The sequence below is a fragment of the Rhodopila globiformis genome (genome assembly GCF_002937115.1).
Taxonomy (GTDB): domain Bacteria; phylum Pseudomonadota; class Alphaproteobacteria; order Acetobacterales; family Acetobacteraceae; genus Rhodopila; species Rhodopila globiformis.
The window spans coordinates 1-14,431 of sequence record NZ_NHRY01000134.1; the positions used below are offsets into that span (position 1 = coordinate 1).

Below are 14,431 nucleotides of genomic sequence, written 5' to 3' on the forward strand. Positions count from 1 at the left end.
CCAATCGCCGCTCGCCGCGGACCTACGACCGCGACCTCTACAAGGCGCGCCATCTGATCGAAAATTTCTTCGCCAGGCTCAAGCAGTTCCGTGCCATCGCAACCCGCTATGACAAGACTGCCCGCAACTTCCTCGCCGCGGTCCACCTCGCCGCCGCCGTCGTTTGGCTTAATTGACGACACGCCCTATTACTGGGACATCTACTGGGACCTGCACCTGGGGGTGAAGGGCGAGGCGATCCCGCCCCAGGTCCGCACCATCGGCGAGAGCTTCAACACCGTACTGGCATTCCGCGATCCGATGCAGCCTGTCGTCTACGACAACTACATGACCGTGCGCGCGCTGCTCGACTTCCTGAAGAACTGGATCGACGAACGGCTGGACGACATAACAAGTGGACGCCTCGCAAACCCGGAGAAGACGATCGCCTGGTACTGGCTCAGGAATGCGGGTGACGGCGCGCATTTCAGCAAGAAGGACGTCGTCTTCGAGTGCTTCCACAACTTCGTCGCGTTCAGCCAGTGGGGCAACACGATCTTCGGCATCATGTCGCGCCTCAGCCAGGACGGTGGCAACGCCGAAATCCGCGCCGCGTTCGAGCAGACGATGTCGGGGGATCCGGACACCGCGAGCGGCGCGCCCTTCACGCCGCTCGAGATGTTCGTCATGGAATTGTTCCGCACGATCTCACCGAACGGCGGAAGCATTTCTTCGATGTCCGACGTGAGAGGGACGGGGTCGAGCGACAATTACGGCGACAGCGTCTCGCCCTTCCTGCGCTTCGGCCTGCCCTATGGGCGGAGCGGCTACATCATCTCACCGCACACCGCGACCAGCTTCGATCCCAGGCATTGGCGCAATCCGCAGCAGTTCGACCCCTCGCGCTACCGCGACGTGCCGACCAGCGCACAGGTGGATGAGGCAAGAAGCAAGCAGATCGGCTTTGCCAGGTGCCCGTTCGAGCTGACAGCGATGAAGGTCAGCGACGGCCGCAACGCCGCCATGGCCAACAGCGCGTTCGGTACGGTGTTCGGCGTGGTGGACGGCAAGCCGCTGCCGGTCTGCGACTATGCCGGCTTCGCGCCGTTCGGCTTCGGCTATCGGCGCTGTCCCGGCGAGCAACTCACCATTCAGGTGTTCGAGGACTTTCTGCGCAAGGTCTGGCGCGACAAGATAACCTTCCACAGCCTGAACCTGCCGAACCCGCGCCAGGTGCCCATCGGCCCGAATGCGGTGATCGACGACAACATCACCTTCGGGCGGCAGACTTGATTGGGGGATCAGAGCGATATGTGGCCATGTGGGCTGGCAGCGTCGCGGTGCGAACAGGGTGCCTCCGCCGGCATGGACAGCGTGGTTGATGGCGTATTTCTGTTTGCACAGAGAAGGAACTGAGGGTCGTGGAGGGCCACAGGGGATCAGGGGGACGCCGCGCGGCAGAGTGCCGATGTTGCCGGCGTAGAGCAGGCCGATTCGTCGATCCGAGAAGGCAACGGCGAGCCGTCGTCCCCAGCTTGGGGCGGTCTATGGCCGGGGCGGCAGGACTTTGCCGGGGTTCATGATCCCGCCCGGATCGATGGCTGCCTTGATGCGCTGCATCAGGTCCAGTTCGGCGCCGCCGCGCCAGTCTGGCATCATGTAGGGCTTCAGGCGGCCGATGCCGTGCTCGGCGGAGAAACTGCCGTCGAATTCACGGACGACGTCGTTCACCGCGTCCATGATGGCATGGTCCTGCGCCAGGAACCAGGCCGGGTCGGCGTCCACCGGCTGTTCGAGATTGAAATGAATGTTGCCGTCGCCCATGTGCCCGAACGGCACCACCCGCACGCCGGGGATCAGCGCCTCGCAGGCGGCGGTCGCCTTGCGGATGAAGGCCGGCACTTGCGAAACCGGCACCGAAACGTCGTTCTTGACGCTGGCGCCTTCACGCTTCTGGCCTTCGGAGTGTTCCTCGCGCAGCTTCCACAGTGACGCCCGTTGCGCTTCCGATTCGGCGATCACGGCGTCGGCGACGGTGCCGTCTTCCAGTGCCCGCTCCAGCACCTGTTCCAACATGGCGCGCAGCCCCGCCTGCGGCCGGGGGGTGGCGAGCTCCACCAGCACGGTGAACGGCGCGGCGGTTTCCAGCGGCAGCGTCGCGCCGGGGATGTGCTTCAGCACGAACGACAGGCCCAGGCCGGACATCAGCTCGAACGCGCTGATCGCGGCGGGGTCGTGCGCCTGGAAGCGGGTGAACAGGTCCAGTGCGGCCTCGGGCGTCTGCACGGCGCACAGCGCGGCTTCGATCTCCTTCGGCTGCGGCACCAGCTTCAGCACGGCGGCGGTGATGATGCCCAGCGTGCCTTCCGAGCCGACGAACAGTTGCCGCAGGCAGTAGCCGGTGTTGTCCTTGCGCAGGCGGCGCAGCCCGTTCCAGATGGTGCCGTCCGGCAGCACCACCTCCAGCCCCAGCACCAGGTCGCGGGCGTTGCCATGGCGCACCGTGTTGTTGCCCCCGGCGTTCACCGCCAGCACGCCGCCGATTTGCGCGGTGCCTTCAGAGGAAATCGACAGCGGCAGCAGGCAGCCCCGGTCCGCCGCGGCAAGCTGCGCGGCTTTCAGCGTGACGCCGGCCTCGACCGTCATGGTCATGTCGATGGGGTCGAGGTCGCGGATGCGGTTGAGCCGCGCCAGGCTGACGACGATCTCCGAGCCGTCCTCGTTCGGCACCGCGCCGCCGACCATGGAGGTGTTGCCGCCCTGGGGGACGATGGGGGTGCCGGCGGCGGCGCACAGGCGAACGATTTCGGCCAGCTCTTGCGTACTGCCGGGGCGGACGACGGCAGCGGTGCGGCCCTGGTAGAGGCGGCGCCAGTCCTCGGTATAGGCGGCGGTGTCGGCGCGGCCGGTCAGCAGGCCGCGGTCGCCGACGACGGCGCGGATGGCGTCCAGCAGGGTGTCGGCGGGCGGCGCGGGATCGGGCATGGCGGGTCCTTTCCGGTCGGCTTTAGCGCGGGCGGCGGCCGGATGCACGCCCGGCACCGCAGGCACCCGGAAGAAATCCCTGGTGCCCGGATCCTTGCCTTGTCGTCATGGCCGGGCGTGTCCCGGCCATCCACCCCCCGCCGTCGAAGCGCAGATGGCCGGGACACGCCCGGCCATGACGGTGAGAGAACGACGGTGAGAGAACGGCCGTGACGGTGGCAACGGCCGTGCCGCCTCAGCCGGGGATGCGCACCGGCAAATGCCGAATCCCGCGGATGAAGTTGGAGTAGAGGCGCTTCGGTTCGCCCACCACCTCGATCATCGGGAAGCGGGGCAAAATTTCCTCCCACAGGATCCGCAGCTGCAGTTCTGCCAGGCGGTTGCCGACGCAGCGGTGGATGCCGAAGCCGAACGACAAATGCTGGCGCGGGCGGGCGCGGTCGATGATGAAGTCGTTGGGGTTCTCGATCGCATCCTCGTCGCGGTTGCCGGAGATGTACCACATCACCACCTTGTCGCCGGCCTTGATGGCATGGCCGCCAAGCTCGGTGTCCTGGCTTGTGGTGCGGCGCATGTGGATCACCGGCGTGTGGTAGCGGATGATCTCCGGCACCAGGCTTTCGATCAGCTTCGGGTTGGCCATCAGCTTGCGGTACTGGTCGGGGAACTGGTTCAGCGCCATCAGCCCGCCGCTCATGGAGTTGCGGGTGGTGTCGTTGCCGCCGACGATCAGCAGCGACAGGTTGCCCATGAACTCCTTCAGCGGCATGTCGCGCGTCGATTCACCGTGCGCCAGCATCGACAGCAGGTCGAATTTCGGCGGCTGGTTGCGGCGCTCATTGAACAGCGCGCTCATGGCGGCGGCCATTTTCTTCAGTTCCTCGAACCGTTCCTGCTCGGAATGAACCGGCGAGGACGGGTCGCGGACGTTGCAGATGGCGACGTCGGACCAGTAGGTGAGCTGCGTGCGCTCCTCGAACGGGTAGTCGAACAGGGTGGCCAACATCATCGTGGTCAGCTTGACCGAGACGTGCTCGACCCAGTCGAAGGTTTCGTTGCGCGGAAGGGCGTCCAGCACCAGGCGGGTGCGCTCGCGGATCAGCGGCTCCATGTTGGCGAGGTTGGCGGGCGCGACGATCGGGCTGGCGACCTTGCGCTGCTCGTCGTGCTTCGGCGGGTCCATGCGGATGAAGCTGGGGCGCTGCAGGTCGAGGGGGAAATCCTCGATCGTGATGCCGCCGATTTCGTTGGAGAAGACCTCGTGGTGCACCTCGCAGTGCATGATGTCCTTGTATTTCGTCACCGACCAGTAGGGGCCGTACAGGCTGTCGGGGACGTAGGTGATCGGCGCCTCGCGGCGCAGGCGCTTGAAATACGGGTACCAGGTGTCGTTCTGGTACAGCGCAGGGTCGGAGACGTCGTAGCGGTCGAGCGGCAGGCTGTAGGCGGGGCTGGACGTATCGATCGGAACGGGTGCGTTCATGGTAGGCCTCCCTTTGGTCCGGCAGGCCAGCATGAAGGCGGGTGGATGGTCAATACATTGGTTTGCGTGCCCGCTGCCCTGGACGCGAGCCGCCGATGTGGCGACAGCAAGCCGCAGGTAGGTTGGCACCGGCCGTCGGCGCGGCTTCATCGTCATGCCGGGCCTTCGCCTTGCATGGCGACCGGGGCAGGCCGCCCCGCCCCAAGCGGTGTCCCAGCCGACCTGCGGTTTGCTGTAATGCTGCGCGAGTACCCCGCCACGGGATGGCCAGGGGTTGGTGCCAGCGATCCTCCTCAACACGGCCAGTACTGCTTTCCGCGAGCGGGGCGCCATGCCTGTGACGTCGGTCACGCGCCGGAGCCGCTCGCTACTGATCGTCTTGTTCATTTGCCCGCTGGCGTATAGCCTTGGATGAGGTGAAGCCCACAATAGACACCAATCAGGATTGAAATGTGGATTGGCGCCCAGACCCGGTTTAACGGCGCGGGGTCTCGAAGCGCCAGGCTGTCGGTCGATAATTGGGCCAACGTGTCTGATTGGAGCTGAAACTGAATGCCCCGGATGCAAGGACCGAGGCCGATCCGATACAGGCAAGCCAGGCTCCGTATGTGGCGTGCACAATCCGGCTGTTGCGTGGATGTGCCAGCCCCGGCCGGCCGCGATGGTCAGCAGGACAGCGGAGTTCCATGATGCGCCCACGGTTCCTTCTGGCGGCCTTGGCGTGCGTCGTGCTGGCGGTCGGGGCGACTGCTGCCGCCCTCTACGGATACGCGCTGCCTGAGTTGTCGAGTGCGCGGCCGGAGCCGCCGAAGGTTGAAATCGCCATTGCCGCCTGGCTGCTGCGCCACAGCGTGCCGGAAGCAGACCGCGCGCAGCGGAATCCATTGGAAAGCGATCGGGCCGATATCGTGGCAGGCCGCGATCTGTTCCGCGAAAAGTGTGAGATCTGCCATGGCTATGACGGGAGTGGCCGAACACAGATCGGCGCCGGCGAGTATCCCCGTCCGCCGCCGCTCCGTGCGCTCGCGGCGTCCCTGACGGACGGGGAGATGTACTACCACATTCGCAACGGTATTCGAAACACCGGCATGCCGGCCTGGAACATGCCGGAGCGGCAGATCTGGCAACTGGTCCTGTATATCCGCCACTTGCCGATTACGGTTCCGATGTCGCGGCAGGCCGCCAGCGCGGCCATGTCTCTTCACGGCGCATTTTCGCTCGCGCCGCCGGCTGTTGCCGCGCCGGGCGATGCCGAACCAAATCGGCATTATGTCGGGTCTGCCGAATGTCGGTCGTGCCACGCCGGCATCTATGACCGCTGGAAGACCACGCCGATGGCAAACGTCGTCCGTGACCCACGCCAGCACCCCGAGGCGATTACGCCGGATCTCTCCAAGCCAGATCCGCTTGTAACCTTCGGCAAGGACGACATAGCCTTCGTCTACGGCAGCCTCTGGAAGCAACGCTACTTCAAGAAAGTCGGCGACGACTACTTTCCGGAGCCCGCGCAGTGGGACATCACGCACCATATGTGGCGAAAGTATTTCGTCAGGAACGGAGCCGACTGGTGGGCGCCGCTGTATCCCCCGGACAATTTCCAGCGCCCAACAGGCCCGTTATGCGATGGGTGCCACTCGGTGAACTACGACATCAACACCAGGAACCCGACCGAGTGGAACGTCGGCTGTGAGCGTTGCCACGGACCCGGCAGCGAGCACGTGAAAAACCCGGTACGTGAAACCATCATCAACCCGGCGCGGCTCGACTACGTGCATGCCAACGACACCTGCATCCAGTGCCATTCCCAGGGGCGGCCTCTGGCCAATCCGATCAATGGCAAATACTATGACTGGCCGGTCGGTTTCCATATGGGCCTGAACCTCGACGACTTCTGGAAACTCGAAGAGCACAAGCTCGGCGAAACCACGTTCACGCACTTTCCCGACGGCACGGCGCACAAGAATCGCATGCAGGGCAATGACTTCGTTCAGAGCCTGATGTACAACCGCGGGGTCGCCTGCTTTAGTTGCCATGACGTGCACGGTACCAGGTATCAGGCGCAACTGCGCGAGCCGCCGGCTGAAATGTGCTTCGCCTGCCATGGTACCCACACCCAGAACGGGCCCCATACCGCTACGATCGAAGAACATACGCATCACAAGCCGGGCAGTCCGGGCAGCCAGTGCATTGCCTGCCACATGCCGCGCATCGAGCAGACCATTGCCGACGTGAGCGTTCGTGCCCATACGTTCCGCTTCATCACGCCGGCCGAGACGGACACGTATGGCATCCCCAACCCATGTACGACTTGCCATAAGGACAAGCCGACATCATGGGCTGCCTCTGCCCTGAAGACCTGGCAGGAGCGCTCGCCGTGGCGCATGGGGGTCAATCAGTAATCAACGCACTCGCCGCTGTTGATCGAACGACCAGCGGCGGATCTTCTCGCGCCTCCAACCGATACAGACGGGCGGAACCGCAGCCGGGAGCATGGCTCCGGGTCAACCAGGCGCAACAATCCGCCCCTGGCTAAGGTCAATCATCTTTGTTCCGAGCCCCGCAGGCTTCATCCCGGCCACGCGTGAGTGCCCGCCACTGTCAGCACTGCAACGGGCACCACGGATTTCGCCTCGGATATCCAACCCTGGCCTTCCATCCTCAGCAACACCCACGGAACCGACCCTTGCCGACGGCGTAGCGGGCCTCCTGCCGTTCGCGGAAGAACGCCTCGTAGCTCATGATCTCCTGCCCGGGATGCGTCGTCTTCCGGTGCGTGAGATAGGCCTGGTAGTCCGGCACGCCCACCATCAGCCGTGCCGTCTGGGTGACCCGTTCGCAGACCAGCTTGAATTTAGTCATCGCCCACGCCCTTCATTGCACCGCCGATTTCGATCGCCGTGCTGCGCGGCGCCATCAGCGCCCGCAGGCAGGCGTTGGCGCCGAAATACACCATGGTGATGACGATCAGCGCGAACACCGCCGCCAGCGTGGCATCGACGTAGTCGTTGAACACCACGCGGCTCATTTCGCCCAGGCTCCTGGCCGGTGCCAGCACCTTGCCGGTCTCGATGGCGTAGTTAAATCGTTGCGCGTGAGCAAGAAAGCCGATCTTCCAGTCGGGGCTGAGCACCTTCTGCGCCCCGGCGGTGACGGTGCAGATCACCAGCCAGGCGGTCGGGACCAGCGTCACCCAGGCGTAGCGCTGCCGCTTCATCTTGAACAGCACTGTCGTGCACAGGATCAGCGCGATCGCCGCCAGCATCTGGTTCGACGTGCCGAACAGCGGCCACAGTGTCCAGATCCCGCCCAGCGGATCGATCACGCCCTGGTACAGGAAATAGCCCCAGGCCATGCAGGCCAGGGCGGAGCCAATCAGGTTGTTGGCCCAGGATTCCGTCGCCCGGAACGCCGGGATGGCGTTGCCCACAAGGTCCTGGATCAGGAAGCGGCAGACCCGGGTGCCGGCGTCGACGGTGGTCAGGATGAACAGTGCCTCGAACAGGATGGCGAAGTGGTACCACAGGCTCATCAGCCACGATCCGGTCAGGCCCGACAGGATGGTCGCCATCCCCACCGCCAGCGTCGGCGCGCCGCCGGTGCGCGACAGGATCGTGCTCTCGCCGACGTCATGCGCGATCTGCGTCAGCATGTCCGGCGTGACGGTGAAGCCCCAGCTGCTGATCACCTGCGCCGCGTGCGCCGGGTCGGTGCCGATGATCCCGGCGGCGCTGTTCATGGCGAAATACACGCCGGGATGGATCACCGAGGCGGCGACCATGGCGATGATCGCCACGAACGATTCCATCAGCATCGCGCCATAGCCGATGAAGGCGATCTGGTTCTCGTTCTCGATCATCTTCGGCGTGGTGCCGGACGAGATCAGCGAGTGCCAGCCGGACACGGCGCCGCAGGCGATGGTGATGAACAGGAACGGGAAGACGCTGCCGGCCCAGACCGGCCCGCTGCCGTCGACGAACTGCGTGATGGACGGCATCTGCAGCACCGGCCGCACGATGACGACGCCGATGGCCAGCAGGGTGATGGTGCCGACCTTCAGGAACGTGGACAGGTAGTCGCGCGGCGCCAGCAGCAGCCATATCGGCAAGACCGAGGCGACGAAGCCATAGCCGATGATCAGCAGCGCCAGCGTCTCCGGCCGCAGGGTGAACAGCGGCCCCCAGACCGGGTCCGCCGCGACGTACTGCCCGCCGATGAGCGCGGTCAGCAGCAGCACGACGCCGAGGACGGACATCTCGGCGATCCGCCCGGGCCGGATGAAGCGGCCGTACAGGCCCATCAGCAGGGCGATCGGGATGGTGGCGGCGACGGTGAACGTGCCCCACGGGCTACCGTTCAGCGCCTTCACCACCACCAGCGCCAGCACCGCCAGCAGGATGATGCAGATCAGCAGGATGCCGATGCCGGCCACGGTGCCGGGGCCGGTGCCGATCTCGGTGCGGATCATGTCGCCGAGCGAGCGGCCGTCGCGGCGGGTGGACAGGAACAGCGCCGTCATGTCCTGCACCGCGCCGGCGAACACGACGCCGGCCAGCAGCCACAGCGTGCCGGGCAGGTAGCCCATCTGCGCCGCCAGGACGGGGCCGACCAGCGGCCCGGCGCCGGCGATGGCGGCGAAATGGTGGCCGAACAGCACGTATTTGTTGGTCGGCACGTAGTCCAGGCCGTCATTGTGCCGGTACGCCGGAGTCGGCCGGCCGGGATCGATCCGGAAGACCGTTCGGGCGATCCACAGGCCGTAGAAACGATAGGCGATGAAGTAGATGCACACTGCGGCGGTCACCAGCCAGGCGGCGTTCACCGCCTCGCCCCGCCACAGCGCGACGATGCCGAACGAGACCGTTCCCAGCAAGGTCACGGCAAGCCAAATTAGCCGGTTCGTTAGGGGCATTATTCCCTCTGTGACAGATTCCCGCGCCGCTGGTCCACTGCCCGGGGCCGCGCATTGATTGACGTCAACGGATAGCCTAAGCACGCGGCGTTGTGGAGAAGAACCTGTGCAGCCGATCCGGCTGCTTTTGGGCATGATGGCGCGATGGACGAGAACGAACACCTGAAGGCGGCAGCCGCCGCGGCCCGCCAGGCCAGCCACATCCTGGCGCGCAGCCCGGCCGGCACGCGCAACGCCGCGCTGCGGACCATGGCGGACGCAGTGCGCGCCGGCATGCGGGAGATCCTGGCGGCGAACGCCGCCGACGTCGCGGCCTATCAGGGCACCGCCGCCTTCCTCGACCGCCTGACGCTGACGGAAGCGCGGGTCGAGGCGATGGCGCGGGGCCTGGAGGACGTCGCGTCGCTGCCCGACCCGCTGGACCGCGTGCTGGCGGACTGGACGCGGCCGAACGGGCTGCGCATCCGGCGCATCGCCACGCCCATCGGCGTCATCGGCATGATCTATGAAAGCCGGCCGAATGTCGGCGCGGACGCCTCGGCGCTGTGCCTGAAGTCGGGCAACGCGGTGATCCTGCGCGGCGGGTCGGACAGCCTGCACAGCGCGCGGGCGATCAATGCGGCGCTGCAGAAGGGCCTGGTGGCCGCCGGCCTGCCGGAAGCCTGCATCCAGGTCGCGCCGACCGCCGACCGCGCCTATGTCGCGGCGATGCTGGCCGGGGCGGGGCTGCTGGACCTGATCATCCCGCGTGGAGGAAAATCGCTGGTGGAGCGGGTGCAGCGCGAGGCGCGGGTGCCGGTGCTGGCGCATGCCGAGGGGCTTTGCCACACCTACGTCCACGCCGCGGCGGACCCGGCGATGGCGCGGCGGATCCTGGCCAACGCCAAGATGCGCCGCACCGGCATCTGCGGCGCGACCGAGACGCTGCTGATCGACCGGTCGATTGCCGCTTCCCTGCTGCCGCTGCTGGTGGCCGATCTGCGGGCGCTGGGCTGCGCGTTCCGGGCCGATGCGGCGGCGCGGGCGATCGTGCCGGACCTGCCGGCGGCGTCGCCCACGGATTTCGACACCGAGTGGCTGGACGCGATCCTGTCGGTCGCGGTGGTTGACGGCGTCGACGCCGCCCTGGCGCACATCGCCGCGCACGGCAGCGAGCACACCGACGCCATCGTCACCGAGGACGCGGCGGCGGCGGACCGCTTCCTGCGCGGCGTGGACAGCGCGGTGGCGATGTGGAACGCCTCCACCCAGTTCTGCGACGGCGGCGAATTCGGCTTCGGCGCCGAGATCGGCATTGCGACGGGGCGAATCCACGCGCGCGGGCCGGTGGGGCTGGAGCAACTGACGACCTACCGCTACCTCGTCACCGGCACGGGGCAGGTGCGTCCCTGAGAGACGTCGAGCCGATCCCCCGCTTCGGCCACCGGCGGCGCCTGCGGGTCGGGCTGCTGGGCGGGTCGTTCAACCCGGCGCACGAGGGGCACCGGCATGTCGCGGAGCAGGCGGCGCGGTGGCTGCGGCTGGACCAGGTCTGGCTGCTGGTCTCACCGGGGAATCCGCTGAAGCCCGAGGCCGGCATGGCTCCGTTCGCCGAGCGGCTGGCCAGTGCAAGGCGGATCGCCGACGGGCGGCGCGTGCTGGCCAGCGGGGTCGAGGCGGACCTGGGCACGCGCTACACCGTGGACACGATGCGGCGGCTGACGCGGCTGTTTCCGCGGGTGAAGTTCGTCTGGATCATGGGCGCCGACATCCTGGACGAGCTGCCGCGCTGGCGCCGCTGGACCGATATCGCCGGGCGGCTGCCGTTCGCGGTGCTGCCTCGGCCGAATTACAACGCGCGGGCGCTTGCGGGACAGGCGGCGCATCGGCTACGGGCAGGACGCCGGCGGCCACGGGAGGCCCTGCTGCTGCCCGGCGCCGCGCCGGGCTGGGTGTTCCTGCCGGTGCGGGAGAACCCTGTGTCCGCCACGGCGATCCGTCGTGCCGCCGCTGAAGGAATTGTGCCATAACGAAGACGCCGAAAATGCCTCCGTCGCCTGCCCGGCACCAGCCGGCGCCCCGGAAGAAGGCCGCGAAGCCGGCTTTGGCCGACGCCGCGATGGTCGGCAGCCCGCGCAAGAAGACGATCGCCGCCGGGCCGAAGAAAGCCGCCGCGCCGCGGGCGCGCAAGGTGAAGATCGAGCCGTCGGAGCTGGATCGGCTGCAGGGGGTGATCGTCGGGAGTTTGGAGGACGACAAGGCGGAGAACGTGGTGACGCTAGACCTGGCGGGGAAGGCGATGTTCTGCGACCGGATGGTGATCGCGACGGGGCTGGCGGATCGCCAGATCACGGCGATGGCGCAGCATCTGAGCGAGAAGCTGAAGGAGGCGGGGCTGAAGCGGGTGCAGGTGGAGGGGGCCGGCGGGTCGGACTGGGTGCTGATCGATGCCGGGGACATCGTGGTGCATCTGTTCAAGCCGGAGGCGCGGGCGATGTACGCGCTGGAGAAGATGTGGGGGGAGGATCTGGACGAGGCGGTTTGAGGGGGGAAATGGGCTACTTTCGCCCCGGTACCGCAACGCCTCCCTTGCGCAGAATCCCAGCTTCTACCCGAAAAATGTCGGGTACGTTGATTTTGCCATTTGCGCGTTCCTCCATCACGGCTATCCGGGTCATTGTCTTGAGAAGAGCACCTGGGTCATGATCCAAATAGAAATCGATCGGTGCCAACCACTGCTTGCGGTCGGACTTTTCGATGATATTTTCTATGACTTTGTGTTCTTTCCAAAGAGCAAACAGCTCCTGCTTCGACATTGGCACAAACTGGCGGCGAAGCGGCGCCAGGGACGAATCTATCCAAGGAAAGCTCTCCCGTAGCTCTACCAGCCTCGTCGTTGACGCCTGCCTCACGCCGTCGATAAGGCCAAGATGATCAACTGCCTGATCCTTCGGGGGAGGAACGTGACCCGCGGCTGTCTTCCAGGCGGTGAGAAAAGTCCGTGGGGAGCAGTTATTGCGTGCATCACCTAGATGCAGTGGTACCCATGTATACACTCGTCCGCGCTTCTTGTGCCTGCCCATATACTCTCCCGCCAACGCCGCAATGAGCCTGGCTTGTTCATCGAGCGCCGACATGTTCAAGCGGCCATTGCGTGGCAGAGCCAGGCGGGCATTCGTTTCATCTGCCAGCAGTTCCAACTGCAGTCGCGCATCACCGCGGCGGAGTAGTTCAAAAAATAGCAAGCCGTACAATTCATATGGATGCCACGTCAAGTCAACGTAGTCATTCCTGATCTTGGAGCTGTCGGGAAACTGAAACGGCTCCGTATCGGCAAACTGATCCACGCGCATAAATATTTTTGCGCGGATGGCCTGGAACGACCGCAATCCCACTGCACGAATCAACAATGCTTTGGTCAACGCTTGAATAGCGCCCCAGTTTGGCGCCAGTCGATCCAGGGCGTCGAAGACGATCAGAGCAGATTTGCCTTTGGCGGCAAGCGAATTGTCAGCATCAGTTAGTGCACGTGCATAAAATTCCGGGTTATTCTGGAGTAGCTGAATTGCCTGGGAGAAACCTGGTCCTGGCCCTTCCTGAACAAAGGAATGTGCAGCACGTAGTAGAGTAGCCCGCCAGATTAGTTCTGGTTTGCATCCGGAGTCACAAGCATGTGCTATCTCGTCGGTCGTGGGCGCTACAGCTGTTAACTTTTCCGAACCATTGAAGCCTATGGCAACTTCTGTTCGTGCAAGAGACGGAATGCCGTATACTTGCGCCAACCGCTCTCGCAGCGCCCCATTGAACAGCGCGTGCGTCCAGAAACTCTTCCCCATTCCGCGGTTGCCGACGACGAGCTGACGTTTGAGATCAAGCACGTTGCGATGGCCTTCGGGGAAAAAAGCCCTGTCTGTCTCAATATTCTCGTTCGGTTCGACCTTCGGGGACAACTCAAATGTTGCTATCTCAGCACGAATTAGGTAGAAGTCTATAAGATTCTTCCCCATTATAGCGGCTCTCGCATACTTTGGGCATTGTCCGTGGCGCTCATGGCTATGATCGCGTCCACTTGATCAAGAAAAGGCCGAAAGGTCAGCTCATAAAAACCTTGCAACAGCTGGTCCGGAGCGCGCGAAGAGTCGAAATCAACAAACGACTGGTTAAAGGGGATGACAAGTGGCCAATGTGGAGCGCTATCATCGTCGATGTCGAAATTCAGATCGCTCTCTCCGGCATTTTCCTCTGCGTCATAGAGGTACTCAGCGAAAAGATCATACCACTCGTCCCGGTATCTGGCGGATACCTGGGGATCAAGGCTCGCCTTGGCGTAAACTGGCTTCAACATCAGCCGCCAATCAGCATCACGACCGGCAGCACGGTCGCGCAGGGCCAGGAGCCGCAGAGCCGCAAATAAAGCTCTATATCCTTGTACCGTCTGCTTCTGTGCAGTGCCAAAGAGCAGGACCGTTGCGCCTAAGCCGAGGACGGCTGGTGCAGCCAATTCCGCAAGGCCGGCACGACTATCAATCAGGACGACATCGTAGCCGGCCTGTGCGGCCAGGCGGGCTATCATGGTCGAGATCTGACTGCCAACCGAGACGGACTCGCCTTGGTCGGTTACATCTTCAATCATTGCGCGAGCAAGCTTGGGCAGGATGTTCTCCGGGTGATCCATACTTTGTCGGCCTAGTGCAGGTACAACGTCCACACGTCCACCTTCACCTTTTGTAAGAGCACTCGTCCCTACGAATTCAGGCAAATCGGCATCCTGGATTCCATTGAGTCCATCTTCGACAAGGAAATCCACAACGCCAAGCCGCGGCATTCGCTCGTCGTCGAGGAGCAAATTGCCCAGACCAGGAGCTTCCAGGTCCAGATCCACGACTAGTACACCTCGCCGGAAGTGGCGACTCCGTTGATGGGTGGCCCGGCGCGGGTGAGTCTGGTTTGCCACAGTCTGGCGGCAATCGCCGTGACCAGCCGCCGTCAGGAGCCGTTCTGGCGAGTCAGGAGCGGCCTGAATATGGCAGGCCACAGGCTCACGCCTCGCCCTGATTCACCGGAGCCTTCATGCCCCGTCTGACTGCCGCCCCGAT

12 protein-coding genes are annotated in these 14,431 nt (G+C 64.7%); 6 read left to right on the plus strand and 6 right to left on the minus strand.

The genetic code is table 11. The features are described 5' to 3' along the window. On the plus strand, positions 1-176 hold a 176-nt coding region (locus CCS01_RS13075; RefSeq protein WP_146101497.1), incomplete at its 5' end, for a transposase. Beyond that, the gene (locus CCS01_RS13080; protein ID WP_204848247.1) at positions 109-1,272 is read left to right on the plus strand and encodes a hypothetical protein; all 1,164 of its coding nucleotides are present in this window, start codon (positions 109-111) and stop codon (positions 1,270-1,272) included. The genes CCS01_RS13075 and CCS01_RS13080, both read left to right, overlap by 68 nt. A 252-nt stretch (positions 1,273-1,524) precedes the next feature. On the opposite strand, the gene CCS01_RS13085 is transcribed toward CCS01_RS13080, so the two are convergent. Both CCS01_RS13085 and CCS01_RS13090 read right to left on the minus strand, forming a co-directional pair. Then, positions 1,525-2,964: an FAD-binding oxidoreductase gene (locus tag CCS01_RS13085; protein WP_104519260.1), complete on the minus strand. Its 1,440-nt coding sequence runs from the start codon at positions 2,962-2,964 to the stop codon at positions 1,525-1,527. 235 nt (positions 2,965-3,199) lie between these two features. Further along, entirely contained in the window at positions 3,200-4,447 is a 1,248-nt protein-coding gene (locus CCS01_RS13090) for a cytochrome P450 (protein ID WP_104519261.1), read from the minus strand. A 686-nt stretch (positions 4,448-5,133) separates the two neighbouring features. Between CCS01_RS13090 and CCS01_RS13095 the strand changes: the two genes are divergently transcribed. Then, the gene (locus CCS01_RS13095) at positions 5,134-6,846 is read left to right on the plus strand and encodes a c-type cytochrome (RefSeq protein ID WP_204848248.1); all 1,713 of its coding nucleotides are present in this window, start codon (positions 5,134-5,136) and stop codon (positions 6,844-6,846) included. Positions 6,847-7,105: 259 nt separating this feature from the next. Here CCS01_RS13095 and CCS01_RS13100 read toward each other — a convergent pair whose 3' ends face one another. Both CCS01_RS13100 and CCS01_RS13105 read right to left on the minus strand, forming a co-directional pair. Then, complete coding sequence (locus tag CCS01_RS13100; protein WP_104519262.1) at positions 7,106-7,306, minus strand: YbdD/YjiX family protein; 201 nt, start codon at positions 7,304-7,306, stop codon at positions 7,106-7,108. Then, on the minus strand, positions 7,299-9,356 hold the full coding sequence (locus CCS01_RS13105) for a carbon starvation CstA family protein (RefSeq protein WP_104519263.1): 2,058 nt from the start codon (positions 9,354-9,356) through the stop codon (positions 7,299-7,301). The genes CCS01_RS13100 and CCS01_RS13105 overlap by 8 nt, the downstream gene beginning before the upstream one ends. Before the next feature lie 144 nt (positions 9,357-9,500). Here CCS01_RS13105 and CCS01_RS13110 point away from each other — a divergent pair, with 144 nt between their 5' ends. From CCS01_RS13110 to rsfS, 3 genes are all read left to right on the plus strand, one after another. After that, positions 9,501-10,748 (plus strand): glutamate-5-semialdehyde dehydrogenase, encoded by a 1,248-nt coding sequence (locus tag CCS01_RS13110; RefSeq protein WP_104519264.1) that lies wholly within the window; start codon positions 9,501-9,503, stop codon positions 10,746-10,748. 14 nt (positions 10,749-10,762) lie between these two features. After that, positions 10,763-11,365, plus strand: coding sequence for a nicotinate-nucleotide adenylyltransferase (locus CCS01_RS13115; RefSeq protein WP_338049980.1), 603 nt, complete (start codon positions 10,763-10,765; stop codon positions 11,363-11,365). 89 nt (positions 11,366-11,454) lie between these two features. After that, positions 11,455-11,880: a ribosome silencing factor gene (rsfS, locus tag CCS01_RS13120; RefSeq protein WP_104519268.1), complete on the plus strand. Its 426-nt coding sequence runs from the start codon at positions 11,455-11,457 to the stop codon at positions 11,878-11,880. Between the two features lie 13 nt (positions 11,881-11,893). Here the strand turns inward: rsfS and CCS01_RS32790 are convergent, their stop codons facing one another. Beyond that, positions 11,894-13,342: a hypothetical protein gene (locus tag CCS01_RS32790; protein ID WP_146101731.1), complete on the minus strand. Its 1,449-nt coding sequence runs from the start codon at positions 13,340-13,342 to the stop codon at positions 11,894-11,896. Further along, entirely contained in the window at positions 13,342-14,370 is a 1,029-nt protein-coding gene (locus tag CCS01_RS13125; protein WP_408887487.1) for a KGGVGR-motif variant AAA ATPase, read from the minus strand. Before CCS01_RS13125 ends, CCS01_RS32790 begins: the two co-directional genes overlap by 1 nt. Between the last annotated feature and the right edge of the window lie 61 nt (positions 14,371-14,431).